Origin of the sequence: Actinoallomurus sp. CA-142502, assembly GCF_050936355.1 — a bacterium.
GTDB lineage: Bacteria > Actinomycetota > Actinomycetes > Streptosporangiales > Streptosporangiaceae > Actinoallomurus > Actinoallomurus iriomotensis.
Window position 1 is genome coordinate 2,364,569 of record NZ_JBNJMY010000001.1, and the last position, 23,929, is coordinate 2,388,497.

At 70.6% G+C, this 23,929-nt stretch carries 21 protein-coding genes and 1 tRNA gene; 16 read left to right on the top strand and 6 right to left on the bottom strand.

All coding sequences use genetic code 11. The features are described from left to right. Positions 1-142: 142 nt before the first annotated feature. Positions 143-961: an S-methyl-5'-thioadenosine phosphorylase gene (locus tag ACQEV1_RS11580; protein WP_433393630.1), complete on the bottom strand. Its 819-nt coding sequence runs from the start codon at positions 959-961 to the stop codon at positions 143-145. Between the two features lie 133 nt (positions 962-1,094). On the opposite strand from ACQEV1_RS11580, the gene ACQEV1_RS11585 reads away from it, so the two are divergent. Next, a complete protein-coding gene (locus ACQEV1_RS11585) occupies positions 1,095-3,155 on the top strand; it encodes an MMPL family transporter (protein WP_433393632.1) in 2,061 nt (686 codons plus the stop codon). A 40-nt stretch (positions 3,156-3,195) separates the two neighbouring features. On the opposite strand, the gene ACQEV1_RS11590 is transcribed toward ACQEV1_RS11585, so the two are convergent. The 4 genes from ACQEV1_RS11590 to ACQEV1_RS11605 all read right to left on the bottom strand — a co-directional run bounded on the left by ACQEV1_RS11590 (position 3,196) and on the right by ACQEV1_RS11605 (position 6,913). Next, positions 3,196-3,537 (bottom strand): FmdB family zinc ribbon protein, encoded by a 342-nt coding sequence (locus tag ACQEV1_RS11590; protein WP_285620121.1) that lies wholly within the window; start codon positions 3,535-3,537, stop codon positions 3,196-3,198. 97 nt (positions 3,538-3,634) lie between these two features. Continuing rightward, positions 3,635-5,116 carry a potassium/proton antiporter gene (locus ACQEV1_RS11595; RefSeq protein WP_285620120.1) on the bottom strand — a complete coding sequence of 494 codons (1,482 nt, stop codon included), beginning with the start codon at positions 5,114-5,116 and terminating at the stop codon, positions 3,635-3,637. 104 nt (positions 5,117-5,220) lie between these two features. After that, the gene (locus tag ACQEV1_RS11600; protein ID WP_433393635.1) at positions 5,221-6,231 is read right to left on the bottom strand and encodes an NAD(P)-dependent oxidoreductase; all 1,011 of its coding nucleotides are present in this window, start codon (positions 6,229-6,231) and stop codon (positions 5,221-5,223) included. Between the two features lie 94 nt (positions 6,232-6,325). Next, positions 6,326-6,913, bottom strand: coding sequence for a 5-formyltetrahydrofolate cyclo-ligase (locus ACQEV1_RS11605; protein WP_285620116.1), 588 nt, complete (start codon positions 6,911-6,913; stop codon positions 6,326-6,328). Between the two features lie 111 nt (positions 6,914-7,024). Here ACQEV1_RS11605 and galU point away from each other — a divergent pair, with 111 nt between their 5' ends. From galU to ACQEV1_RS11640, 7 genes are all read left to right on the top strand, one after another. Further along, entirely contained in the window at positions 7,025-7,933 is a 909-nt protein-coding gene (gene galU, locus ACQEV1_RS11610) for a UTP--glucose-1-phosphate uridylyltransferase GalU (RefSeq protein WP_285568808.1), read from the top strand. Beyond that, positions 7,930-9,138 carry a molybdotransferase-like divisome protein Glp gene (glp, locus tag ACQEV1_RS11615; protein WP_285620115.1) on the top strand — a complete coding sequence of 403 codons (1,209 nt, stop codon included), beginning with the start codon at positions 7,930-7,932 and terminating at the stop codon, positions 9,136-9,138. Before galU ends, glp begins: the two co-directional genes overlap by 4 nt. Beyond that, positions 9,135-9,629, top strand: a complete 495-nt coding sequence (gene moaC / locus ACQEV1_RS11620; protein WP_285620114.1) for a cyclic pyranopterin monophosphate synthase MoaC — start codon at positions 9,135-9,137, stop codon at positions 9,627-9,629. The genes glp and moaC overlap by 4 nt, the downstream gene beginning before the upstream one ends. Continuing rightward, entirely contained in the window at positions 9,629-10,108 is a 480-nt protein-coding gene (locus ACQEV1_RS11625) for a MogA/MoaB family molybdenum cofactor biosynthesis protein (RefSeq protein ID WP_285620113.1), read from the top strand. The genes moaC and ACQEV1_RS11625 overlap by 1 nt, the downstream gene beginning before the upstream one ends. Positions 10,109-10,168: 60 nt before the next feature. Then, entirely contained in the window at positions 10,169-10,783 is a 615-nt protein-coding gene (locus tag ACQEV1_RS11630) for a GNAT family N-acetyltransferase (protein WP_285568816.1), read from the top strand. A gap of 169 nt (positions 10,784-10,952) precedes the next feature. Continuing rightward, positions 10,953-11,576 (top strand): divisome protein SepX/GlpR, encoded by a 624-nt coding sequence (gene sepX, locus ACQEV1_RS11635; protein WP_433393639.1) that lies wholly within the window; start codon positions 10,953-10,955, stop codon positions 11,574-11,576. Positions 11,577-11,726: 150 nt separating this feature from the next. Next, positions 11,727-11,800: transfer RNA gene (locus tag ACQEV1_RS11640), tRNA-Ala, on the top strand. 144 nt (positions 11,801-11,944) lie between these two features. Here the strand turns inward: ACQEV1_RS11640 and ACQEV1_RS11645 are convergent. Further along, on the bottom strand, positions 11,945-14,899 hold the full coding sequence (locus tag ACQEV1_RS11645; protein ID WP_433393641.1) for an amidase family protein: 2,955 nt from the start codon (positions 14,897-14,899) through the stop codon (positions 11,945-11,947). 223 nt (positions 14,900-15,122) lie between these two features. On the opposite strand from ACQEV1_RS11645, the gene ACQEV1_RS11650 reads away from it, so the two are divergent. The 8 genes from ACQEV1_RS11650 (at position 15,123) to ACQEV1_RS11685 (ending at position 23,882) form a co-directional block, all read left to right on the top strand. Next, positions 15,123-16,004, top strand: coding sequence for a hypothetical protein (locus ACQEV1_RS11650; RefSeq protein ID WP_433393643.1), 882 nt, complete (start codon positions 15,123-15,125; stop codon positions 16,002-16,004). A gap of 61 nt (positions 16,005-16,065) precedes the next feature. Further along, on the top strand, positions 16,066-16,683 hold the full coding sequence (locus ACQEV1_RS11655; protein ID WP_433393645.1) for a hypothetical protein: 618 nt from the start codon (positions 16,066-16,068) through the stop codon (positions 16,681-16,683). Positions 16,684-17,096: 413 nt separating this feature from the next. Beyond that, positions 17,097-17,570: a carboxymuconolactone decarboxylase family protein gene (locus ACQEV1_RS11660; RefSeq protein WP_285568829.1), complete on the top strand. Its 474-nt coding sequence runs from the start codon at positions 17,097-17,099 to the stop codon at positions 17,568-17,570. A gap of 773 nt (positions 17,571-18,343) precedes the next feature. Next, on the top strand, positions 18,344-19,735 hold the full coding sequence (locus ACQEV1_RS11665; protein WP_433393648.1) for an iron-containing redox enzyme family protein: 1,392 nt from the start codon (positions 18,344-18,346) through the stop codon (positions 19,733-19,735). An 80-nt stretch (positions 19,736-19,815) separates the two neighbouring features. Then, a complete protein-coding gene (locus tag ACQEV1_RS11670) occupies positions 19,816-20,208 on the top strand; it encodes a Rieske 2Fe-2S domain-containing protein (RefSeq protein ID WP_285568834.1) in 393 nt (130 codons plus the stop codon). Between the two features lie 49 nt (positions 20,209-20,257). Further along, a complete protein-coding gene (locus tag ACQEV1_RS11675) occupies positions 20,258-21,373 on the top strand; it encodes a 50S ribosomal protein L11 methyltransferase (protein WP_285618825.1) in 1,116 nt (371 codons plus the stop codon). Next, positions 21,370-22,785, top strand: coding sequence for an iron-containing redox enzyme family protein (locus tag ACQEV1_RS11680; protein ID WP_433393651.1), 1,416 nt, complete (start codon positions 21,370-21,372; stop codon positions 22,783-22,785). The genes ACQEV1_RS11675 and ACQEV1_RS11680 overlap by 4 nt, the downstream gene beginning before the upstream one ends. Beyond that, positions 22,782-23,882: a hypothetical protein gene (locus tag ACQEV1_RS11685; RefSeq protein ID WP_285618822.1), complete on the top strand. Its 1,101-nt coding sequence runs from the start codon at positions 22,782-22,784 to the stop codon at positions 23,880-23,882. The genes ACQEV1_RS11680 and ACQEV1_RS11685 overlap by 4 nt, the downstream gene beginning before the upstream one ends. Positions 23,883-23,929: the final 47 nt, after the last annotated feature.

A 23,929-nucleotide genomic window follows, 5' to 3' on the forward strand; every position in this document is an offset into this window, starting at 1 on the left:
AGGGAGGTCCCGTCCGCCGGGGTGAGGGCCCTTCGGCCGTCGGGCCGGTGTCGCTGTGGGACCTCACCGGCACGCACCGGGGGAGCGGTCGAAGGAACACCCCAGGGCGAGCCGACGGACACCCGGCCCGCCCGGGGGGATGTCATGGCAGGTCGAACGGCGGCTTCAGCCCGTCGAGGGTCCGCGGGCACGGGCAGTCGCGCTCGGCCGGCAGGGCGGCGACGATGTCGCCGACGAGGCCGCGCAGGCGGTCGACGTTTTCGGCGAACACCTGCAACACCTCCTCGTGCGTCACGCCCTCGCCCTCCTCGACGCCGGCGTCCAGGTCGGTCACCAGGCACGCCGGGATGTAGCAGAGCGCCAGCTCGCGGGCGAGCACGGCCTCCGGGTGTCCGGTCATGCCGACCAGCGTCCAGCCCTGTCCCGCGTACCACTGGGACTCGGCTCGCGTCGAGAAGCGCGGACCCTCGATGACCACGAGCGTGCCGCCGTCGACCGGGGGCCAGCCCGCGGCGGTCGCCGCCTCGACGGCCGTGCGGCGGCCGGCCGGGCAGTAGGGGTCGGCGAACGACACGTGGATCGCGCCGCCCTCGTCGTAGTAGGTCTGCGCGCGCCCGCTCGTGCGGTCGATGAGCTGGTCAGGGACGCAGAGCGTGCCCGGCCCGTACGCCGCGGTGAGGGACCCGACGGCGCTCGGCGCCACCACCTGGCGCACCCCCAGGGACCGCAGCGCCCAGAGGTTGGCGCGGTAGGGGATCCGGTGCGGGGGGAAGCGGTGGTCGCGGCCGTGCCGGGGCAGGAAGGCGACGGGCCGGCCCGCGCCTCGGTGACCGCTCGGCAGCGTGCCGATGGCGATGGGGTCGCTGGGCGGGCCGTAGGGCGTGGAGACCTCGATCTCCTCGACGTCGTCGAGGAACGAGTAGAAGCCCGAGCCGCCGATCACACCGATCTCTGCATGCATGAGCGGGACCCTAGCCGCCCGCCGAACCATCACGCGAGACCACGCCACCCCCTGTGGACGAGGAACGCGACATATCTTGACCGCCGCTCAAACGCGTAATATCTTCTCGCTAAACGAGAGGATGGTAACCAATATGAACCGAAGGCTTCTACGGCTCCTCACGGGCCGCCGTACGAAGTGGCTGGTCCTGGGCGTCTGGCTGGTCCTGCTCATGGCCGGCGGCACGCTCGGCGGCAGGCTCCAGAGCGTGACCCAGAACACGGCCGAGGCCTACCTGCCCGGCAGTGCCGAGGCCACCCAGGTCATCAGGCTCCAGGACAAGGTGCACAAGGAAGACGGGATGCTCGCCGTCGTCTCGTACGAGCGCCGCAGCGGCATCACCCCCGCCGACCGGGCGAACGCGCGGCAGGCCGCCGCGAACCTCGCCCACTTCGGCGCCGTCACCGGGCCGCTCACGGCCAGGGACGGCCAGGCGATGCAACTCCTCGTGCCGATCACCGGCGAGGGAGACGCCGTCCTGAAGGCCGTCGACACCATCCGCCACACCGTCGAACGGGCCCCGCCCGGGCTGGACGTCCGCGTCACTGGTCCCGCCGGCGGGCTGTCCGACGCGGTCAAGGTGTTCGGCAGCATCGACGGCACCCTGCTCATGGTGACGCTCGCGGTGGTCGTGCTGATGCTGCTGCTGACCTACCGCAGCCCGTTCCTGTGGATCGTCCCGCTGGTCGCCGCCGGCTCGGCGTACACGCTGTCGCAGGGCGTGGTGTACCTGCTCGCCCGCGCCGGCCTCACCGTCAGCGGGCAGAGCACCGGCATCCTCGCCGTCCTCGTCTTCGGTGCCGGCACCGACTACGCGCTGCTGATCATCGCCCGGTACCGCGAGGAACTGCACCGCCACGAGGACAAGCACGAGGCCATGCGCCTGGCCCTGCGCCGCGCCGGCCCGGCCGTCCTGGCCAGCGGCGCCACCGTCACGGTCGGCCTGCTCTGCCTGCTCGTCGCCGAGCTCAACTCCACGAGCGGCCTCGGCCCGGTCGGGGCCGCCGGCATCGTCTGCGCGCTGGCCGCCATGACCACCCTGCTGCCCGCTCTGCTCGTGGTCCTGCCGCGCGGCGTCTTCTGGCCCGCCGTGCCCCGGTTCGACAGTGCGTACGAGGAGGGCGGGCACGGTCTCTGGGCCGCCGTGGCCCGGTTCGTCGGCGAACGGCAACGCGTCATCTGGATCGGCACCGCCGTCCTGCTCGGCGCCCTGACGCTCGGCCTGATGTCGCTGAAGGTCGGTCCGGTGTCCAACGCCGGCCAGTTCGTCGGCACCCCGGACTCGGTCGCCGGCGAACGGGTGATCGCCCGGCACTTCGCCGCCGGCACGGGCGACCCCGCCGTGGTGATCGCGCCGACCTCGCCCGGCCTGCACGACGCGATCGCGAACACCCGCGGTGTGGCGCAGGTCGGCCGCCCCATCGCCGGGAGCGGTTACACGCAGTACGAGGCGACGCTCGCCGACCCGTCGGACAGCCCGGCCGCGCGCGACACCGTCGACCGGCTCCGGGCCGCCGTACATCCCCTCGGCGGTCGCGTCGGCGGCACCACCGCGATCAACGTGGACACGCAACGCGCGGCCGTCCACGACGGCAAGGTGATCATCCCGCTGGTGCTCGGCGTGGTCTTCGTGATCCTCGTCCTGCTGCTGCGGGCGGTCGTGGCGCCGCTGCTCCTCATCGGCACCGTGGTGCTGTCCTTCGCCGCGTCACTCGGCGTGTGCGGACTGGTGTTCACCCATGTGTTCGGGTTCGAGGGCGTCGACTCCGGGTTCCCGCTGCAGATCTTCATCTTCCTGGTCGCCCTGGGAGTGGACTACAACATCTTCCTGCTCACCCGGGTACGCGAGGAGGCGCGGCGGCTGGGGACCCGGCGGGGCGTGCTGCGCGGCCTGACCGTCACCGGGGGCGTGATCACCTCGGCCGGCGTGGTGCTGGCCGCCACCTTCGCGGCGCTCGCCACCCTGCCCCTGACCGGGCTGGTGGAGATGGCCTTCGCGGTGGCGTTCGGCGTGCTGCTCGACACCCTGGTCGTACGGTCCCTGCTCGTGCCGGCGCTGGCCTGCGACATCGGGGCAGGCCTGTGGTGGCCGGGACGGCTGCGGACCGCGCCGCGGCGTGAGAGCGAGCCGCGGGCGCGCGCGTCCGTCGGCTGAGCGGGAGACCGACCGGGTCCGGCGGTCTCGCCGGGCCCGGTCAGGCCACCTTCTCCGAAGTGCCGCTGGACTTCGAGGACGCGGAGCCGGACGACTTGGACTCCGACTTGGACTCCGTCTTGGTCTCGGTCTTCGTCTCGCTCTTGGTCTTCGCGTCGTCCTTCTTGGCGGTCTCCTTGGACGTGGTGCTCGTCCCGCCGGAGCCCGACCGGCTGTCGGTGCGATAGAAGCCCGAGCCACGGAACACGATGGCGGCGGGGGAGAAGATCTTCCTCAGTCGCCCGCCGCACGCGGGGCACTCGGTCAGCGCGTCATCGGTGAACTTCTGCACGACCTCCAGCGGCTCACCGCATTCCGTGCAAGCGTACTGATACGTCGGCACGAGATCCTCCTTGCTGCACAGGCCACGTGGGGCAACCTGGCACTCTCACCTGATGACTGCTAAGTGTACGGGGCGCCGGATCATTCCCGACCAGGGCTCATCCATCCCCTCGTTCGCCGTACCAACCGGCCAGCTTGCCGCGCCGGCTGATCGCGCGCAAGCGCCGTTCGGCCGGGCCGCGGGCCTCGCTCGTGGCCACGACCAGCAACTCGTCGCCCGCCTGCAGGCGAGTGCTGGGCTCGGGCACGAAGCTCTTGCCGTCCCGTACGACCAGCGTGATCGACGCGCCGGACGGCATCCGCAGCTCGAAGATCTCCACTCCGTCGAGCCGGGAGTCCGGCGGAATGCGGATGGTCAGCAGATCCGCGTGCAGTTCCTCGAGCGGCGCGGCCTCGACGTCGATCTCGCGGCTCGCGTCGGAGACGGTGATGCGGAGCGCGCGGGCGAGCCAGGGCAGCGTCGGGCCCTGCAGCAGCGTGAACACCACCACGATGATGAACACCTGGGCGAACAGCTCGTCCGCGCCGCTCAGGCCGGCCGTCATCGCCACCGTGGCGAGGACGATCGGCACCGCACCGCGCAGCCCCGCCCATGACAGGAACGCCTTCTCCCGCCAGGACAGCCCCAGGAACGGGGTGGACACCAGCACCGACAACGGCCGCGCCACCAGGACCAGCGCGAAGCCGCACACCAGCGCCGGCCAGACCTGCGCCGGCAGGTCGGCCGGCGACGCCAGCAGCCCGAGCATGATGAACAGCCCGATCTGGGCGAGCCAGGCCAGTCCCTCGGCGAAGCCACGGGTGGCCGGGCGGTGCGGCAGCGGGCTGTTGCCCAGCACGAGCGCCGCGACGTACACCGCGAGGAACCCGCTGCCGTGGATCACGGAGGTCTCGCCGTACGCGCCGACCACCAGGGAGAGCACCGCGATCGGGTACAGGCCCGAGGCCGGGAGCGCCAGGCGCCGCAGCGCGAACGCGCCGATCCACCCGACGACCAGCCCGACCACGCCGCCGATGATCAGCTCGGCCACCAGCTCACCGGCCATGGTGAGGGTGCTGGGGACCCGCCGGGCGGTCAGCGCGAGCACCAGGATGATCACCGGCGCGTCGTTGAAGCCGGACTCGGCCTCGAGAATGCCGGACAGGCGTGCCGGCAGCGGCAGCCGTCGCAACACCGAGAACACGGCCGCGGCGTCGGTCGGCGCCAGCACCGCGCCCAGCAGCACGGCGTTGCGCCACTCGGCGCCGATCAGCCAGTGCGCGGCGGCGGCGACCACCGCGATGCTGACCGCCGAACCGACGATGGCCAGCGAGAGGGCCGCCGGCACGCCCTCACGTACGTCCGCCCATCGGGTGGTCAGCCCGCCCTCGGCGAGGATCAGGACGAGCGCGGACAGCCCGAGCGTCTCGGCGAGCGCCGGATCGTCGAAGTGGATGCCGAACCCGGCCTCCCCGAGCAGCAGCCCGAGCGCGAGGTAGAGGAGCAGGCTGGGCAGCCCGGTGCGGTGCGCCACCCGCACGGCGACGATGGCCGTGATGAGCACGAGGGAGCCGAGCAGCAGCCACAGATCGAGTTTCAACGCTCCCCCCTCACTGTGACTTCTGCCAGGTCAAAACCGCATTTGCCGGGCCCTCAACGTGCCCCTGCCTCGGTGGCGCCGTCGCGAAACGGCGCGCCACGCCTCTAGCGGCGCCGGATCACCGCGTCCACACCGTTGACCACGTCCGACACCGGCCGGCCCTCGATCGCGGCCCGTACGTTGTCCATGACCTTGGTGATGATGTTGCTCTGGGCCCGCCGGGTGCCGCCCGCGGCGTGCGGCGACAGCAGGACGTCGTCGTGGCCGCGCAGCGGGTGGTCGGCGGGCAGGGGCTCCTGGTCGTACACGTCGAGCGCGGCGCCCGCGAGCCGGCCGCCGTCCAGCGCCGCGAGCACGGCGTCATCCGGCGCGATCCCGCCCCGCGCGACGTTGATCAGCAGCGCGCCGTCCGGCAGCAGCGCGAGGCGTTCGGGGCCGAGCAGCCCGCGCGTCTCGGCGGTCAGCGGAAGGCAGACGACCAGCACGTCGGAGGTGGCGAGCAGTTCGTCGAGCTCCTTGTACACCCCGTCAGGGCGGCGCCGGCGCGACCAGTACGCCACCGGGCAGCCGATCGCGGCGAACAGTCGCGCGGCCTCCGCGCCGATCGCGCCCATTCCGAGGATGCCGACGCGCCTGCCGCCCAGCTCGTCCGCGCCGTGCGTGGCGGCCTCCAGCTGCGGCCAGCCGCCCGCGCGCATCCGCCGGTCCGACCAGGTGAGGCGGCGGGACAGGTCGAGAGCGGCCGCGAGTGCCCACTCGGCCACCGACCGGGTGTTCGCCCCGGCCGCGTTGGCCACCGGCACGTTCGCGCCGGTCAGGGCGTCCAGGTCGCACGAGTCGACACCGACCGACGGCATCTGCACGAACGCCAGGCGCGGCGCCGAGGCCACGGCCTCCGCGTCCATCGCCAGCGTGCCGCTGAAGTCGCCGACGACCAGTTCCGCCTCGGAGAGTGCGGCGCGCAGTCCGTCCCGGTCGCGGGTGGCGGGAACGCTCACCTCGGCGCCCAGCGGCTCGAAGAGACCGCGGTTCACCTCCTCGTCGAGCGGCATCAGGGCGAGCAATCGCCACGGCGTGCCGTTCACGAGACCGCTCCGGTCGTCCGGCGCACTCATCATCTCCTCGGGAATCGGGGTGTTCAGTCCGATTCTTCTGTACCGGAGGCATCTCCGCTACGCCGAGAGAGTGTGATCAGCGCCTCTTTTGTGATCAAGTGAAACGTGCGATGCCCCGCGAGGGTGTCACGACGGCGCGGACCGCCTGGTCGTGCGGCTCGGTGGGCACCGACGCGACGAGTTCGGCGTCGTACACCGCCGCGACCGTCAGGATGCCGGGGTCGACGCGCGCCAGCACCCGGTCGTACGAGCCGCCGCCACGCCCGAGACGGGTGCCGGTCGCGGACGACACCGCCAGCGCCGGCACGATGATCAGGTCCGCCCCGCGGACGGCCGTGACGCCGCGTGGCGGCTCCACCGGCTCGAGCAGCCCGTACGGGCCGGGCCGCAGGGAGTCCGGGCCCTCGTAGGAGGCCCAGTCGAGATCGCCGCCGGGCAGCAGCTTCGGCACCAGCACGTACGTCCCGCGTTTCCACAGCGCGAACAGCAGACTGTGCGTGCCCGGCTCGTCCCCGATCGAGACGTACGCCGCGACGGTGCCGGCCATCTCGGCTTCGGGGAGGGTGAGAAGCGTGTCGCGCACGGCCCGCGCGGCGGCGGCGCGCTCGTCCTCGCTCATCCCGGCGCGCGCGGCCAGCAGCCCGGCCCGCAGGGTCGTCTTGTCCTCGGCGATGTCACGCACGGATCCATTCTCCCGCCCTCCGCGACCGGGGTGCGCCTGTCCAGCGAAGATCAACCAGATCCATCGCACCCACGAGGCAACCGTTGACCGGCACGGCACTAGGGTCTTCCCATGGTCGACCACGAATCCGTAACCAAGGCGGTCGTCCCGGCGGCCGGCCTTGGAACCCGCTTCCTGCCTGCCACGAAGGCGACTCCCAAAGAGATGCTGCCGATCGTCGACAAGCCGGCGATCCAGTACGTCGTCGAGGAGGCCGTCGGCGCCGGCCTGAACGACGTCCTCCTCATCACCGGACGCGGCAAGCGTCCGATCGAGGACCACTTCGACCGCGCGTACGAGCTGGAGGAGGCGCTCCGCGCCAAGGACGACCCCGAGCGCCTCGCGGCCGTACGCGAGTCCAGCGAGCTCGCCAACGTTCACTACGTACGCCAGGGCGAGCCCAAGGGCCTCGGGCACGCCGTCCACTGCGCCCGCCAGCACGTCGGCGACGAGCCGTTCGCGGTGCTGCTCGGCGACGACCTCATCGACGGGCGCGACCCGCTGCTCAAGCGGATGATCGAGGTACGCGCCCAGTTCGGCGGCAGCGTCGTCGCGCTGATGGAGGTCGAGCCCGAGCAGGTGTCGCTGTACGGCTGCGCCGCGATCGAGCCCACCGACGAGGACGACGTCGTCAGGGTGACCAACCTCGTCGAGAAGCCGGTGCCCGGTGAGGCGCCGAGCCGGTGGATCATCATCGGCCGCTACGTCTGCGACCCGGCCGTCTTCGACGTGCTGGAGAAGACCCCGCCCGGCCGTGGCGGCGAGATCCAGCTCACCGACGCGCTGATGACCCTCGCGCAGCGCGACCGCTCGCAGGGCGGCCCGGTGCACGGTGTGCTCTTCCGCGGCCGCCGCTACGACACCGGCAACAAGCTCGACTACCTGCGCACCGTCGTGCAGTTCGCCGCCGACCGGCCCGACCTGGCCGCGGAGTTCCTGCCGTGGCTGCGCGAGTTCACGGCCAAGCACGACGAGTCATGAAGACGGTCGACGAGCACATCGCCGACATCCTGGCGGCGACACGCCCGCTGCCGCCTCTGGAGGTCGCCCTCCTGGAGGCGGTGCACGGCGTGCTGGCCGAGCCGGTCACCGCGCCCGTCGACCTGCCGCCGTTCGACAACTCCGCCATGGACGGCTACGCCGTCGTCTCCTCCGACGTCGCCGGGGCGTCGGAGACGTCGCCGGTGACTCTGTCGGTCGTCGGCGACATCGCCGCCGGCGACCAGGACACCCACGCCATCCGGCCCGGCCTGTGCGCGCGGATCATGACGGGTGCCCCGATGCCGGCCGGCGCCGACGCGATCGTGCCGGTCGAGTGGACCGACGGCGGCACGGCCAAGGTCTCGATCCGGCAGGCCGCCGAGGCCGGACGCTACATCCGCCGCAGCGGCGAGGACGTCACCGCGGGCCAGACCGTGCTGGAGGCGGGCACGCGCCTGGGCGCGGCCCAGATCGGCATGATCGCCGCGGTCGGCCGGGCCCGCGTCTCCGTACGGCCGCGCCCGCGCGTCGTCGTGCTGTCCACCGGCAGCGAGCTCGTCGAACCCGGCGGCACCGTCGGTCCGGGCCAGATCTGGGACGCGAACGGCTTCGCGCTGACCGCCGCCGCCACCGAGGCCGGAGCCGTCGGCTTCCGGCAGGGAGTGATCGGCGACGACCCGCGCCGGGTGCTCGCCGGCATTGAAGAACAGCTCGGCTTCGCCGACCTGGTCATCACCTCCGGCGGGGTCAGCATGGGCGCCCGCGACGTGGTCAAGGAGGTCCTGTCGGGCCTGGGCACGATGAGGTTCGAGCAGATCGCGATGCGGCCGGGCAAGCCGCAGGGGTTCGGCCTGCTCGATGACCGCACGCCGGTGTTCACACTGCCCGGCAACCCGGTCAGCGCCTTCGTGTCCTTCCAGATCTTCGTACGGCCCGCGCTGCGCGCCCTGCAGGGCCTGCCCCCGGAGCCGCTGCCGACCGTGGCGGCGCGCCTCACCTCGCCGGTCAGGTCCCCTTCGGGGCTGCGGCACTTCCTGCGCGGCGATCTCCGCTACCGCGACGGCGACTACGAGGTGAGCCCCGCGAAGGGCCAGGGGTCACACCAGATCTTCGCGCTCTCGGCGTCCAACTGCCTGATCGTGGTGGGGGAGGACGTCACGGAGCTGTCCGAGGGCGACCGGGTCGAGGTTCTGAGGCTGCCATGACGGATCCTTCCGGGTTCTCCCACCTCGACGAGTCCGGCGCGGCCCGCATGGTCGACGTCTCCGCCAAGGAGATCTCGGCCCGCACCGCCACCGCGAGCGGTTTCGTACGCCTGTCGGCGGACTGCGTCGCGGCCCTGCGCGCCGGAGACGTCCCCAAGGGCGACGCCCTGGCCGTGGCCCGCATCGCCGGTATCCAGGCGGCCAAGCGCACCCCCGACCTCGTGCCCCTCTGCCACCCGATCGCCATCCATGGCGTGACCGTGGACCTAGCCGTACGCGACGAGGGCGTGGCCATCGAGGCCCAGGTGCGCACCGCGGACCGTACCGGCGTGGAGATGGAGGCGCTCACCTGCGTCTCCGTCGCGGCTCTGACACTGATCGACATGGTCAAGGCCGTCGATCCCGCCGCGGTGATCACTGATGTCCGGGTCGAGGAGAAGACCGGCGGCAAGACCGGTCACTGGCGGCGGCCCGGCGGAGAGGAGCGCTGATGCGGGCCCTGGCGGTCACCGTGTCGAACCGGGCGTCGGCGGGCGTCTACGAGGACACCTCCGGGCCACTGATCGTCGCCGGGCTGCGCGAGCTCGGCTTCGAGGCCGGCGATCCGGTCGTCATCCCCGACGGCGAGTCCGTCGAGAAGACGCTGCGGGAGGCGGTCGCCGCGGAGTACGACGCGGTGATCACGAGCGGCGGCACCGGGCTCACGCCGATGGACCTGACGCCGGAGATGACTCGCCGGGTGATCGAACGTGAGGTGCCCGGCATCGCGGAGGCGATCCGTCTGACCGGCTTCGCCAAGGTGCCGACGGCGGTGCTGTCCCGCGGCCTCGCCGGCGTGGCCGGCCGCACGCTCATCGTCAACCTGCCCGGCTCGGCCGGGGGAGTGAAGGACGGCATGGCGGTACTCGCCGGAATTCTGCGGCACGCGGTCGACCAGATCCGCGGCGGCGACCACCCCCGCACCTCCTGAGTCTCCCGGCCGATGGTGGCGCGCGGCGAGTCTCGGGGGAATCATGGAGGGGTGGATCGTATGCGGGGTTGGCCCGCCACCTTGGCCGAGGGCCCGGTAGGGCTCCGGCCATTGCGTCTTCGCGACGCCTCCATCTGGCGCGAGGTGCGGATCCGCAACGCCGAATGGCTGCGCCCCTGGGAACCCACCAACCCGGAGACGCCCCTGTTCCGCAGCGGGATCGGCCCCTACCTCAGCATGGCGCAGACGATGCGCCGCGAGGCACGTCAGGGCCTCGCCCTGCCCTGGGTGGTCACGTACGGCGGTGACTTCGCCGGTCAGCTCACCATCGGCGCGATCGTGTGGGGCTCCGCGCGGTCGGCGCAGATCGGCTACTGGGTCGACAAGACCGTCGCCGGCCGGGGCGTGATGCCGACCGCGGTGGCCCTCGCCGTCGACCACTGCTTCTTCAACGTCGGGCTCCACCGCGTCGAGGCCAATATCCGGCCGGAGAACGCCGCGAGCCGCCGAGTCGTGGAAAAGCTCGGATTCCGCGAGGAAGGCGTCCGCCAGCGGCATCTGCACATCGACGGAGCCTGGCGTGACCACATCTGTTATGCCCTGACCACCGAAGATGTACCCGGCGGACTGATGTCCCGCTGGCGAGCCAGCATGCGGCAGGCTTTTCCCCGCTGAACCGGCGGATCGCAAAAGATTGGTATCCCGACGTTTATGTGCGGCCCGATCTCGCGACACACCGCCCCGAATGCTCGTCAACCACTGACTGTGGGTCCTAGCGTGCGGGACGTGAGCGCGCGCGTATCCAAGGTCGGCGCGGGCCTGGACGCGGCAATGGGGAGGGCTGATGAGCAGTGCAGTCCTCTATTTGGCGATCGTAGCCGTCTGGGGCGTCGTTCTCGTGCCGATGTGGCTCCGCCGCGACGGCGACGGCATCGGCCGCCTCCTGCACCGTCGCACCGACTCCGAGGCGCTCGCGTCCGACGACCTCGCGTACGAGGAGCCCGAGGCGGAGCAGGGCGTTCCGGAGGCGGACGCGCCGTCCACCCATGAGGCCGCTGTGGCTCCTGAGGCCTCTGTGGCTCGTGAGACCCGGCGCCGCCGGGTCACCCGGGGCGCCGTCATCGCCCGCCGCCGTCGCCGCACGCTGGGCCTGAGCCTGCTCACCCTGACCGCGATCGTGGTCGCCGCGTCGCACGCCGCGCCGTGGTGGTTCACCATCCCGCCCGTCCTGCTGCTGGCCGGCCACCTCTCCCTGCTCCGCGTCGCCGTCCGCATGGACCAGGTCCGCCGCCAGGAGATGCGCCGCCGCGCCGCGGCCGCCCGCGCGGCGGCGGCCAGGCGCGCCGCCGAGGAACAGCAGGAGCGGGAGGCCGAGGCCGCCCGTACGGCGGAGGTCATCGAACTCCCCGCCTGGGCGCACGAAGAGGTCTACGACCAGTACACCGACCGCCGCGCGGTCGGCGACTGACCCCTCCGTACGGCCGACCGCGACACGAGGCGGGCCACCGGACCGGTGCCGTCGGCGCGTCCCGGCGGCCCGCGATGTCATTCACGGGGTCTCCGAGCCCCCTCGGATGCGCGAGCAGTGCCGAATGTTTGCTAGCCTTACTGCGTCGTTGGGGCTGTAGCGCAGTCCGGTAGCGCACCTCGTTCGCATCGAGGGGGTCAGGGGTTCAAATCCCCTCAGCTCCACGAGTCGGGCCATCGTGTTCGGCGCTTTTGGCGCCTTTCCGGTGGCCCGCTATTTTTTTTGGGGGGACGACCCCCCATGCCCCCCGATGTGGGGGGCTGGCGCCCCCCACGCCCCCTCGGGCTGGGGTCTCAGTGCTGCCTCTCCTATTTTGGGAGGGTGGGGAGGTATTTCGGGGGGCGGCGGGACTGGGTGGCCTGTTCGAAGGCGTAGGCCAGGCTGAGGATCTTCTCGTCGGCGTTCTGGTGTCCCATGAAGGAGACGCCTATGGGGAGCTCGCCTTCGGCGTAGCCGGCCGGGACGTTGATGTTCGGGTATCCGGCGACGGCCGGAGGGTCGCAGGTTGGGCGCCTGAGAGGTTGGATCTTGTCGAGGATTCTGTCGGCGGGTGCGATGGTCGGGGCGACGATCGCGTCCAGGTGGTGCGTGTCGAGGATGCGGTCGAGGTCCTGACGGGCCTGCTCGGTGATCCGTTCGCGCTCCTCCTTCCACTCGCGCGGGGAGCGGAGCGTGTCCGAGTCCTGGGCCTTTTCGAAGATGCCCTGCCCGAACTCCGACGAGCGTTCTCCAGGGTGAGCCCGGGTGAAGGCGATCAACTCGGCTAGGTCCCGCGGGTGTTCGCCGCCGGTCGTGGCCAGGTAGGCGTTGATGGCCTGCTTGAACTCGTGGGGCAGCAGGGCCGATGCGTCGGGCATGGGCACGTCGACGGTGACCGTGGTGGCGCCCAGTTCGTGGAGGCTTTCGACCGTCTCTGCGAGGACGCGGTCCACCTCGGGATGATTTCCGGGCCTGCTCCACACGCCGATCCTCGTTCCTGGTGGCAGGTCCGGGCTCAGGCGGATCGGCTCGGACGTGGTCGCGATGGCTTCGAAGACCGCCGCGGCGTCGGCCACGTTCCGGGTGATCGGCCCGGCGGTGTCCTGGAAGAGTGAGACCGGCACGACGCCGTGCGCGCTGACTCGCCACAAAGAAGGTTTGAAACCCACCACGCCGTTCATCGCCGCGGGAGAGACGATGGAGCCGGCGGTCTCGGTGCCGATGGTGATGGGCGCCATGCCGGTGGCGGCCGCCACCGCGGAGCCGCTGGAGGACCCGGACGGGCTGCGGTCGAGGACGTAGGGGTTCCTGGTCTGGCCGCCGGTCGCGCTCCAGCCGTGCCGGGGGGTGTCCGAACGAAAGTTGGCCCATTCGGACAGGTTCGTCTTGCCGAGGATGATCGCGCCGGCGTCGCGGAGCCGGGTGACCACCTTGGCGTCCGCGTAGGGTTTGTTGTGCAGCAGGGCGAAGGAACCCGCCGTGGTCGGCAGATCACGGGTGTCGATGTTGTCCTTCACCAGGACGGGAATGCCGTGCAGCGGGCCGAGGTCGACGCCGGAGGCGCGGACCCGGTCGGCCTCGCGGGCCTGGGCGAGGACCGCGTCCCGGTTCAGCGAGGACGGTATGACGGCGCCCAGTTCCTTATTCATCGCGTCGATGCGGGCCAGGCACCGCTGCGTCAGTTCTTCTGAGGTCAGCCGGCCGGCGGCCATCTCGGTTCGCAGGTCCTGGACGGTCATCGTCTCCGGGAAGGCCGGTGGGACGTCGCGGAGATGGGGGGCTCCGCCCCCGGCATCGAGTCTGGCGGTGAGGTCGCCGGGGCTCACCACGTGATCGTGGCCAGCGCTCAGCGGGTGGTCGTGGACGCCGCCGAGCCCCACGGTGGCCGGGCCGTCGAGCGGACCGGGTGCCGTGCTGTGGACCGGTCCCGCCGGTGGTGCGGATGGGGAGTGGTGGAAGAGGTGGCCGGCCAGTTCGGTTCCGGCGCCGGTCAAAGCCATGCCGAAGCCGTATTTGGCGGCGTCTTGGAGCTGGTCGAGACCCCAGCCGTGGCCGGTGAGTCCTCCGGCGGTCCAGATCGCGGCGGTGCCGGCGCTTCCGGACAGCGCGTACCGGGTGGTGACTCCTCGTGCGCCGGGGGACCGGCTCCACCGCGACAGCCATTCCAGCGCCGGGGACCGCCGTAGCAGGGCCGGCAGCGCCCCGTGGACGGCGAAGCCGGTCAGCCCCCCGACGAGGAGTCCTTCCAGCGCCAGGCGGGCGAGCGCACCGAAATCAAGGCCGTCGCCGTGGAACAGCAGACCGATCTCCCCGGTCCCGGCCGTGAACGCCATTCCCAGTACCGCGTCCCGGATCACCCGCAGCGCGATCCACAGCGCCGCGCCCTCCAGCTTGATCAACCGCGCGACCAGGCCCTGGACCCAGCGGCCCAGCGCACCCGCGAGCAGGGTCAGCGCCACCACGAACACCGCCGTGGCCACGCACTGCCACCGTGCGCTGATGATCGCGCGCCGGCTGTCGTCGCAGTAGCGTGCCAGTTCCCCGCACCGGTGCGCGAGGGACCTCAGCAGGCCGGATTCGCCGTGCACCACGTTCGCGGTCGCGGCGAACGCCTCGGTCGCCGCACCGGATCCGTCACCGACCCGTCTGGCGTGCCCGGCCACCTCCTCGGCCACCTCGTCGAGCACGCTCTTCATCGACAGCGCGGCATCGCGCAGATCGGCCAGCGCGGTCAGGTCGCCCTCGGGCCACGCGACCGGTACCCCGCACCACCCCAGTACCTTCTCGGCCCAGGCCCACACATCCGGCGCAGGCGCCGCGGCCGGCAGGCCACCCGGGACCGGCGGCAGGACATAGGACTCCGGCATCCGTGCCCACCGGGGCGGATCCTGCCCGGCCGGGCCCGGCCCGCCCAGCCCCTCCACGATCGTCCCGTCCGCCTCCCGGTACGTCCCCCCGGCCACCACCAGACCCGCGGCCATCGCCCGCAAAAGGTTCACGGTCCAGGTCAGGTCCTTCAAGAGCCCGTCCCGCAGCCCGGCGAACCCCGGCGCGCCCGACTCCCGGTCCCCCTCGAACAACGCTCGCCCCAGATCATCGGTGCCGAACCGCGAAGGCCCTCCCACCGCCCGGCAGAACGCCTCAACACCCTCCCCGGCCCGACGCCCGCACGCCAGGACCTCCGCGGCGTCACGGATCTTCGTCCCCGCCTCCACCCAGGTCCCCGCAGCGACAGCGAATCCCTCCACCCCGAGCCTCCAGCCGCCGCCTTCCCGCTGCGTCATCGTGGAACCGGCCGACCGCCGCTCCACCAAGATCACATTTTGCTAAGCCACGGTAATCAGCAGGTGCGGGCCACCGCCATGGCCCAAAAGTGGAGGAAATAATCGCAGGCGTCATGAACGCTCGCTCGGTACAGCCGCTCGTGATGGCCCAACCGATGCCGCTGTTGGGTAGGCGACTCTTCCCAAAAAGTAAGTTGTGAGGAAAAGTCCGGCGATCCAAAGTGTGGAGGCCGATGCGGAGAGCGAGGGGAATTCGAAAATGATCGTTACTGCCGAGGATCTGTGGAACGACCCGCTGACGATCGCCTGTGTGCCGATGGCGCGGGAGGTCGCGAAGGGTCCTGAGGAACGGTACGTCCCTGGGCATACGAATTTCCGGGGTCGCGAGAGGGTACTGTTCCTCGGCCACGGACACCCCGGTGGCGAACTCCTCAAGGTCGACGCCAGCCAGCTGATCGCGGATCTCGCCGATGGTGAGCGTGGTGTCGGCCCCGACACAGAGGTGCTGCTGTGGAGTTGTTTCGCGGCGGCCGGGCGCACCGGGGACGACAATCTCGTCTCCCGTATCCGTACCGCTCTCAGCGAGAAAGGGATCACCGGGGTCCGGATCTCCGGCGTGGCCGGCGCCCTGTACACCAACACGCTCGACGGAAGGCTGTACTCCGGCCCCACCATGCAGACCAAGGACGCCGTCACCCCGGTCATCCAGGCCATCAGGGACGTAGAGGGCCATGCATGGGCCGAGTCCGGGCTCATGGGCCCGAAGATGAAGACGAAGTGGGACAGGGGACTCAACAAGCCGGTCGAGGTCGGTTTCGACCTCAAGCAAGTCAAGGTGGACATCGGGACGAAGGGTTTCGACGAAGGAGTGAAGCAGATCGTTCTGCCACCTAATTCGGTGGCCGTGGCCGTCTACAATCTGGTCAAGAGCGGAAAGCTGCCCAGTACTTATGAGACGGAAGACCGTCACATCGCCCTCGAGGCGATCGACATCGGTGTGAAGGAGTGGTACCGGACCTTCTTCGCGCACCCGATAATCGTGGCCTGCCTTGAGGAAAAGGTCATCCGGCCGTGGGAAGAGGCCTGCCTGCGGCTGACGACCTGACGGCTCACCCGATCGGCCCGCGCCGCGACGTCCATAAGGCCGGTTCAGGGAGAATGCGGTCATGGCACGGGCGAAGACGGCGGTGGCGCCGCCGCGGGCGGCGCTGCCCGCCCACGAGGAGAACCGATACCTCGCCAAGGTGAAGACGTCATTGGCCCGTCGGTGGTCGCACACCCGGATGAAGGAGCTGTACGAGCAGGCCGACCTCGCGCGCTACCTGTGGGCGCTCGACCGCGAGACGGAGGCTCTCGACGTGCTGCGGTCGGTGACCTCGGTCGTCCCCCCGCCGGGCGGCGCCGGACTGCCGAACTACAACGTCTGGAGTCCGGTCGTCACGATGAACGCGCTCGAGGCGCGCATCTGCCGGCTGGACGGTGACGAGGCCGGCGCGGCGGCGCCCGTGTCGCGTCTCATGGCGGACCCGGGCCTGGCGCCGAACCGCGACCACATCGCGGCGGAGGTCGCCGAGGCCCCGTCCGGGTTCGCCGACGCGAACGCCGAGACCTCGGTGAAGTGGGCGTGCCACAAGCTGTCCCGGAAGATCGGCGGGCTGACCCTGCTCTGCGAACTGGGCGTCGCCGGCCACCCGTACGGGGACTGGTACGACGTCGAGGAGACCGACCGCCTGATCGCCACCGGACGCGCGCTGCTCGCCGCCCGGCTGGCCATGACGGCCTGACGCCGGCGAGAAGCGTTTCAGCGGGCGGGGAGGACCGCCTCCTGGACGTGTGATCCCTGGTGATGCGTCACCGCCTGTGGATCACGCGCCGGAGGCAGGGGTAGCCGCTGGCGGGCTTCTTCTGTGAGAAGAGATTTCTTCTGTCAGGAGAACCCCCGGAGACCAACACCGCCTGTCGCCCGGTCCGGCACGTCCGGTTCTCCGAGTGCCGAGAACCCGCGCCTATGACGGGCCGGCCGGTGCGGTGGCCGTGCGCGTGCACGGCGACCCCGTCGCCCGAGGCCGGCCGCGTCCCGACATCCGGCAGACGTGCCAAAGAGCCAGGGGAGACGTGGGTCACATCGTGGCGGTGTCACATCTCGGCGCGCCGTTCCGTCAACCACGTGTAGTCCGAGAACGGCAAGGAGATCACCATGGAAGCCCGTCTCAACCTCTTCGGCAGCACCGTCGCGATGAAGTTCGGCAAGTACATCAACTCGGCGGGCAAGGTCCTGACCGACTCGCCGCTCCCGATGACGACGCAGGAGCTGGTGAAGATCCGCGCGAGCCAGATCAACGGCTGCGCCGGCTGCCTCGACATGCACACCAAGGACGCGGCGCACGCGGGTGAGAGCTCGGTTCGGCTCAACCTGGTCGCGGCGTGGAGGGAGGCGAAGGTGTTCACCGAGGCCGAACGGGCCGCCCTGGAGCTCGCCGAGCAGGGCACCCGTCTCGCCGACGCCGCCGGTGGCGTAACCGACGAGGCCTGGGCGAACGCCGCCAAGCACTACGACGAGGAGCAGCTCGCCGCCCTGGTGTCGCTCATCGCCCTCATCAACGCCTACAACCGGCTGAACGTCATCGTCCAGCAGCCGGCGGGCGACTACCAGCCCGGCCAGTTCGGCTGAGCCGTCGCAGGTCCCGCGGCAGGCCGGGCCGGCCCTGGAGTCGGCCCGGCATATCCCGCCGCACTTTTCATTCTGTGACGACGCTTATACGGAATGGATATGAGAGTGCCGTCCGTGAAAGTTTCGTCACGACATGTTCGGTGCGGGTTTTACCGGCTCCGGACGCGCGGGTAAGGGCGGGCGTCGGCCGGATATGGCCACCGTTTCCCGTAATCCTTCCCTTGCCTGTGGCGCGTTCAATGGCCTCACGGGTTCCTGATTTCTTTACCTGACCATGGTGGTCAGCGTGCCTGACCACGGGTGTACGGTGGCCGCGGAACCGCTCCGTTCCGTCGCGCCGGCCGACGGCGCCTCGAATTCGCGCAGGTGAGGCGCTCGACCTTCCTCGACTCTGCCTCTGACCAGCTGGTCATTGCTTTCGTCAGCCTCGCGCCCGTTCGGCGTCCGCCCGTCCGCCGGGGCGAGCTCCCACCGCGTAACGCCGGAACTGGAACCTTTGCCGGATATGTGAAGTACGTCCGAAAGATGCCGAGATGCCCCCTTTTTGCGTTTCCGGAACGTTATACCGACGAGCTCATTTCAGGTGTTAATCTGCCCGCCAGGTCAAGCCAAGGAGTGGATCCCTCCTTGGGTAATACATCCATTGCGCAGCGCAACTATGTTTGCGCCGCGCCCGAGCTGAAGGTCGTTGTCTCGCGTTAAGTGGGGCGATCCTCGACAGACGCGATCATCGTCTAATCCACACCGATTTAGACTTGTTGGACGGTCGATAAATGACAATTCAGCATGTCTCGGTACCGGTGGGCGCCGTTACCGAGACCCTTTCCGAGCGTGCCCTGACATTCGCACGAAATCCGCTGTTCGGCGGCGACCGTCACGTGCTGCATGGGCCCAACCCGTACCGGCGGATGCTCGCGCCGGAAACGCTTCCCGAGATCGACTTCGCCCGTGCGCTCACCGCGCGGGACTGGGCCACGTACCGGTCGCTGGCCGCGCATCGGCTCCTCGGCACGTTCTACGAAGCCGAGACGGTGCTGCTGCCCGAACAGGGGCTGACCGAGCTCCGCGGCGACTTCGACGAGTTCTACGGCACCGGGCTCCGTCATCTGCGCGAGGCCACGATCTCGGACCTGGAGCGGTTCGCCTTCGGCTGCCTGGCCGACGAGGTGGACGTCAGCGGAAACTGCACGGTCGACGTCCTCGACGCCTACTTCCAGCACGTGACCGACGAGTCCGAACAGGGAGAGTCGCCGGCGCTGAACGCCATCGCCGCGGCCCGGCGGCCCGAGGTGGCCGCCGACACCTACCTCGTCCAGCTCGCGCTCGACGGGCTCACCGAGGCGTCCGCGATGTCGCGCAACCTCGCCGGAGCGTACGGCCCCGAACAGTCGGCGCTGTTCAAGATCTTCATCGACGAGTTCGGCTACGGCGTCCACGACACCAAGCACACGACGATTTTCGCCAAGATGCTGCGCAGCCGCGCCATGGCGACGCACGTGCACGCGTACTGGAACTTCTACCTGTCCGGGCCGCTCGCCACCAACAACTTCTACTACTACCTTTCCCGCGACCACGCGAAGTTCTTCCGCTACGCGGGCGCGGTCACGTACGCGGAGGCCGTCTTCGCGCCCGCGTTCGTGAAGATGATCAAGGTTTATCGCGAGATCTTCGGCGACGACGTCGACCTGCACTACTGCGACGAGCACGCCCACATCGACGAGCACCACGGGCGCATCACCCGTGAGCAGGTCCTGCTGGCGCTGGCCGAGAAGCACGGGCCGGGCGTGGTGCCCGAGCTCATGCGCGGCATCGCCGAGGCGCGTCTCGTCGGCGGCTGGTTCGAGGAGGACACCGCCGCCCAGATCCGGTGGGCCGACGACATCCCGCGCCACCGCGAACTCGCCGCCGCCGCTAGTACCGGCGAGCCCCGGTCCGTACGCGCGAACGCGGACGGCCCCTTCGGCACCCGCAGCCACGACGGCGCGGTGGTCCTCGCCCTGGACGCGGGAGAGGCCGACCTGGTCACCAGCGCGACCGGCGAGCCGGAGCGGCTCGTACGCGGCGACGCCGTGCTGATCCTCGCGGGCCGGGTGTACGGGATCAAGGCCGTGTCACCGGAGTGCCGCTACCTGCTGCACCCCGTCGTCGACGAGCCCACGACATAAGCCCCGGGTTCCCCTCACGGGTCATGCCGACCGGCATGACCCGGCCCGAGCATGCCCCCACGCCCACAGAAGAGGAGCCGATGAGTCGCGTCGTGGTGATGGATCTGCGCAGGCACAACACCGTGCTGGTGGGGCACCACCGGTACTTCGTGTTCGAGCCGGACGGGCGGCCGCTGCTCGTCCGCGACTGGTGTCCCCACCGCGGCGGGCCGCTCAGCCTGAGCCGCCAGACCCCCGACGGCCGCCGGCTCGTCTGTCCCTGGCACGGCACCAAGGTCGGCACCGCGGCGGTGAAACGCACCTCCGTGCCGATGGTCCGCAGCGGTGACGAGGCGGTCGTGATGCTTCCCGACGTGGACGCCGACACGCCGATCACCGTCATCCACAAGCGCATTCTGGCCAACCTGCCCCCGGAGGCCGAGCAGGCGAAGACGGTGCCCTGCCCGCCGGCGGCGGCGGGCGTACACGAGTAGCCGATCGACGATTCGCCGGGTCAACGGCAGAGAAAACGGGTGATCGAAGATGGAAGACGACGTCCAGGCCGGGAGCCTGATCGACGCCGCCGAGGCTCGGCGGGAGGCGGGGAGACCGAACGTCGAGGGCCTGATCGACTGGGGGCGCGCCCTGTACGAGGAGGGCCGGTACGACGAGGCGGCCAAGGCGTTCGAGTTCGTCCTCGGCGTGGAGGGCGGCAACTGGCGGGCGCTCATCGGTCACAACCGGGCGATCCGTCGCAGCGTGCCGCGCTGGCACTGGGAGATGCTCCACGACGAGCTGCGCTCGGAGCTGTACGACAAGGCGATCCGGCACGTCGTCTCGCCCGAGCACCTGGTCCTCGACGTCGGCGCCGGCTCCGGGCTGCTGTCCATGATGGCCGCGCGCGCCGGCGCCCGGCAGATCGTCGCCTGTGAGGCCCAGCACCCGGTCGCCGAGGTCGCGCGACGGGTCATCCACAAGGCCGGGCACGACGACGTGATCACGGTCGTGCCGAAGATGTCCACCCGGATGCGCGTGCCCGAGGACCTGCCCCGCCGCGCCGACGTGCTGGTCACCGAGACGGTCGACTGCGCGCTGCTCGGCGAGGGCATTCTGCCCACGATCGCGCACGCCCGCGACCACCTGCTCACCGACGACGCGATCATCCTGCCGTCCGGCGGGCGCGTGTTCGCCCAGCTCGTGGAGAGCCCGTCGCTGTACCGCAAGAACCACGTCGGGCAGCTGTACGGTTTCGACCTCACCGAGTTCAACCAGCTGTCCTCGATCGAGTACTTCGACTCGCGGCTGCGCCACCACGAGCACCGCATGCTGTCGGAGCCGATCGAGGTCTTCCGCTTCGACTTCTACCGCGACACCGCCGAGCCGCGGCGCGCGGAGTTCGTCGTGCCGCCGTCGGCGGCCGGCACCTGCCACGCGGTCGTGTTCTGGTTCGAGCTGGACCTGGTGCCGGGCATCAGCCTCACCAACTCCCCGAGCACGCCGAACACCCACTGGAAGCAGGCCATCCAGTGCCTGCCCGTTCCCATCCACGTCCAGCCGGACGAACCACTCCTGCTCGACGCCCGGCACGACGGCGTGCACATGCACTTCACCGCCGTCGCCAGCGGCGTGCGCACCCCCATGGACGGAGGCGCGGAATGACGATCACCACCGGGGTGGACGGCGGCCCCATCGAGGCCTACTGCGCGCAGCGCGTGTTCCGGCCGGGGCCGGAGGTCTACATCACCGGCAACCCCTACCGCCGGCCGGTCGGCTCGACCGGCGTGGGCGACCTGGACTTCTCGACGCCCGCCACGGAGGCGGAGTTCCTCGGGTACCGCCAGCTCGTCGCCGGCCGGATCCTGTGCAACGCGTACGAGAGCGACATGATCCTGCTGCCTCCCGCCGGGCTCGCCACGGCCAAGGAGGACTTCGACCTCTTCTACTCCGACGAGGTACGCGGGCTGCGCGACACGATCCGGCCCGGCCTGGAGCGCTACGCGTTCTCCTTCCTCGACGACGCGGTGACCGTGCCGCCCGTACGGACGCTGGAGGAGCTGCAGGCGTACTTCCTCGGCGAGGTCGGCGGCGCGGGCGCGCCCGCGGACCACACCGGCAACAACCCGGCGGTCGACACGGGCGCGCCGGTGAGCGGCACCATGCGCGCGATCACCGAGTGCCGCCACGCGGAGGAGGCGGCCGGGATGCACCTGATCCAGCTCGCCCTCGACGCGCTGACCGAGGCCTCGGCGATGGCGCGTAACCTCGGCGGCTCGTACGGCGTGGAGCAGTCCGAGCTGTTCAAGATCTTCAACGACGAGTTCGGGTACGGGCTCTACCCGGCCAAGCACAGCACGATCTTCAAGGGGATGCTCGCCAGCGTCGGGCTGCGCACGGACCTGCACGCGTACTGGAACTTCTACCTGACCAGCTCGCTCGTCGGCGTCAACTACTTCAACTGGCTCACCGAGGACCACCGCGGCGTGTTCCGCTACATGGCCGCGGTGACGTACCTGGAGTGGCTGTTCGCACAGGGTTTCGCCGACACCGGCGCCATGCTGCGCGCGGTGTTCGGCGACCGCGTCGACACCAAGTACTGCGACGAGCACGCCCACATCGACATCCACCACGGCCGGATGACGTACGAGAACCTGCTGCTCGGCTTCGCCCGCGCGCACGGCGAGCTGGTCATCCCCGAGCTGGTCCGCGGCATCGAGGACACCAAGCTGCTGCTGCGCCTGGGCGATGAGGACTTCCGCGCGCAGATCCGCTGGGCCGACACGCTGGAGGAGCACACCCGCCTGGGCGCCTCCCTCGCCACCTCGACGCGCGACGACGAAGAGGTCCGCAGGCTGCGGCCCGGCGACCCGTTCACCACGCGCGTGCACGACGCCGACCGGGTCATCGAGGTGACCGACGGCGAGGTCGACGTGCACGCGTGGGCGACCGACCGCCCGCACCGGCTCGGCAGGGGCGACGCGCTGCTCGTGCCGCGCGCGCGGCTGCACGGTCTCACCGTGGTCTCGGCAACGGCCGACGTGGCCGTACGGACTCTCGAAGGGAACCTGACGTGACGACGAACCCGGTCGGCTCCTACAACGAGTGGGACCCGCTGGAGGAGGTGATCGTCGGGGTCATCGACGGTGCCGCCGTGCCGCCGTGGCACCCCGCGATCGAGGCGACCGTGCCCCCGGAGGCCTGGGAGTTCTACCGCCGCAACGGCGGCGGGGCGTTCCCGGCCGAGCAGGTCGAGGCGGCACGCGAGGAACTCGACGGGTTCGCCCGGATCCTCGAGGGCGAGGGCGTGACCGTACGCCGCCCGGACCCGGTGGACCAGTCGCACTCCTTCGGCACCCAGGCGTGGCAGTCCACCGGCGGCTCGTCGCACACCTTCCCGCGCGACATCGCGCTGGTGGCGGGCGACACGATCGTCGAGGCGACGATGGGCTGGCGGTCGTACTACTTCGCCACGCATCCGTTCCGCACGATCTTCAAGGACTACTTCCGGCGCGGGGCCGGCTGGGTCGCCGCGCCCAAGCCGGAGCTGACCGACGCGTCCTACAACCCGCGCTACGCCGAGGCCAAGCCCGCGGGCGGGCCGTCGAAGGAGAACCCGTTCCCGCCGGAGACCTCGGTCATCACCGAGTTCGAGCCGATCCTGGACGCCGGCGACTTCATGCGGTTCGGCCGCGACATCCTCGTGCAGCGCAGCCACGTGACGAACCGGTTCGGCATCGAGTGGGTACGCCGGCTGCTCGGCGACCGGTTCCGGGTGCGCGAGGTGGCCTTCGTCGACGACCACCCGATGCACATGAACGCCACATTCGTCCCGCTGCGGCCGGGCAAGGTGCTCATCAACCCCGAGCGCGTGCCGGAGCCACCGGAGATGTTCCGGGGCTGGGACATGATCGTCTGCCCCGAGCCGGCCATCCCGGCGGACCAGACGATGTACTTCTGCAGCCGCTGGATCGCGATGAACACGCTGATGCTGGACCAGGAGCGGATCTTCGTGGAGGCCCAGGAGACCGAGCTGCTGCGACTGCTGGAGAAAGAGGGGTTCACGCCCATCCCGGTGCCGTTCCGCACGGTCAACACGTTCGGCGGCGGCTTCCACTGCGCCACCCTCGACGTCCGCCGCCGGGGCGAGCCGGAGGACTACTTCACCGATTAGCCCGGGACCTTGCCGTCCCCGTTCCCTCCAACCCCGATCGAGGTCCA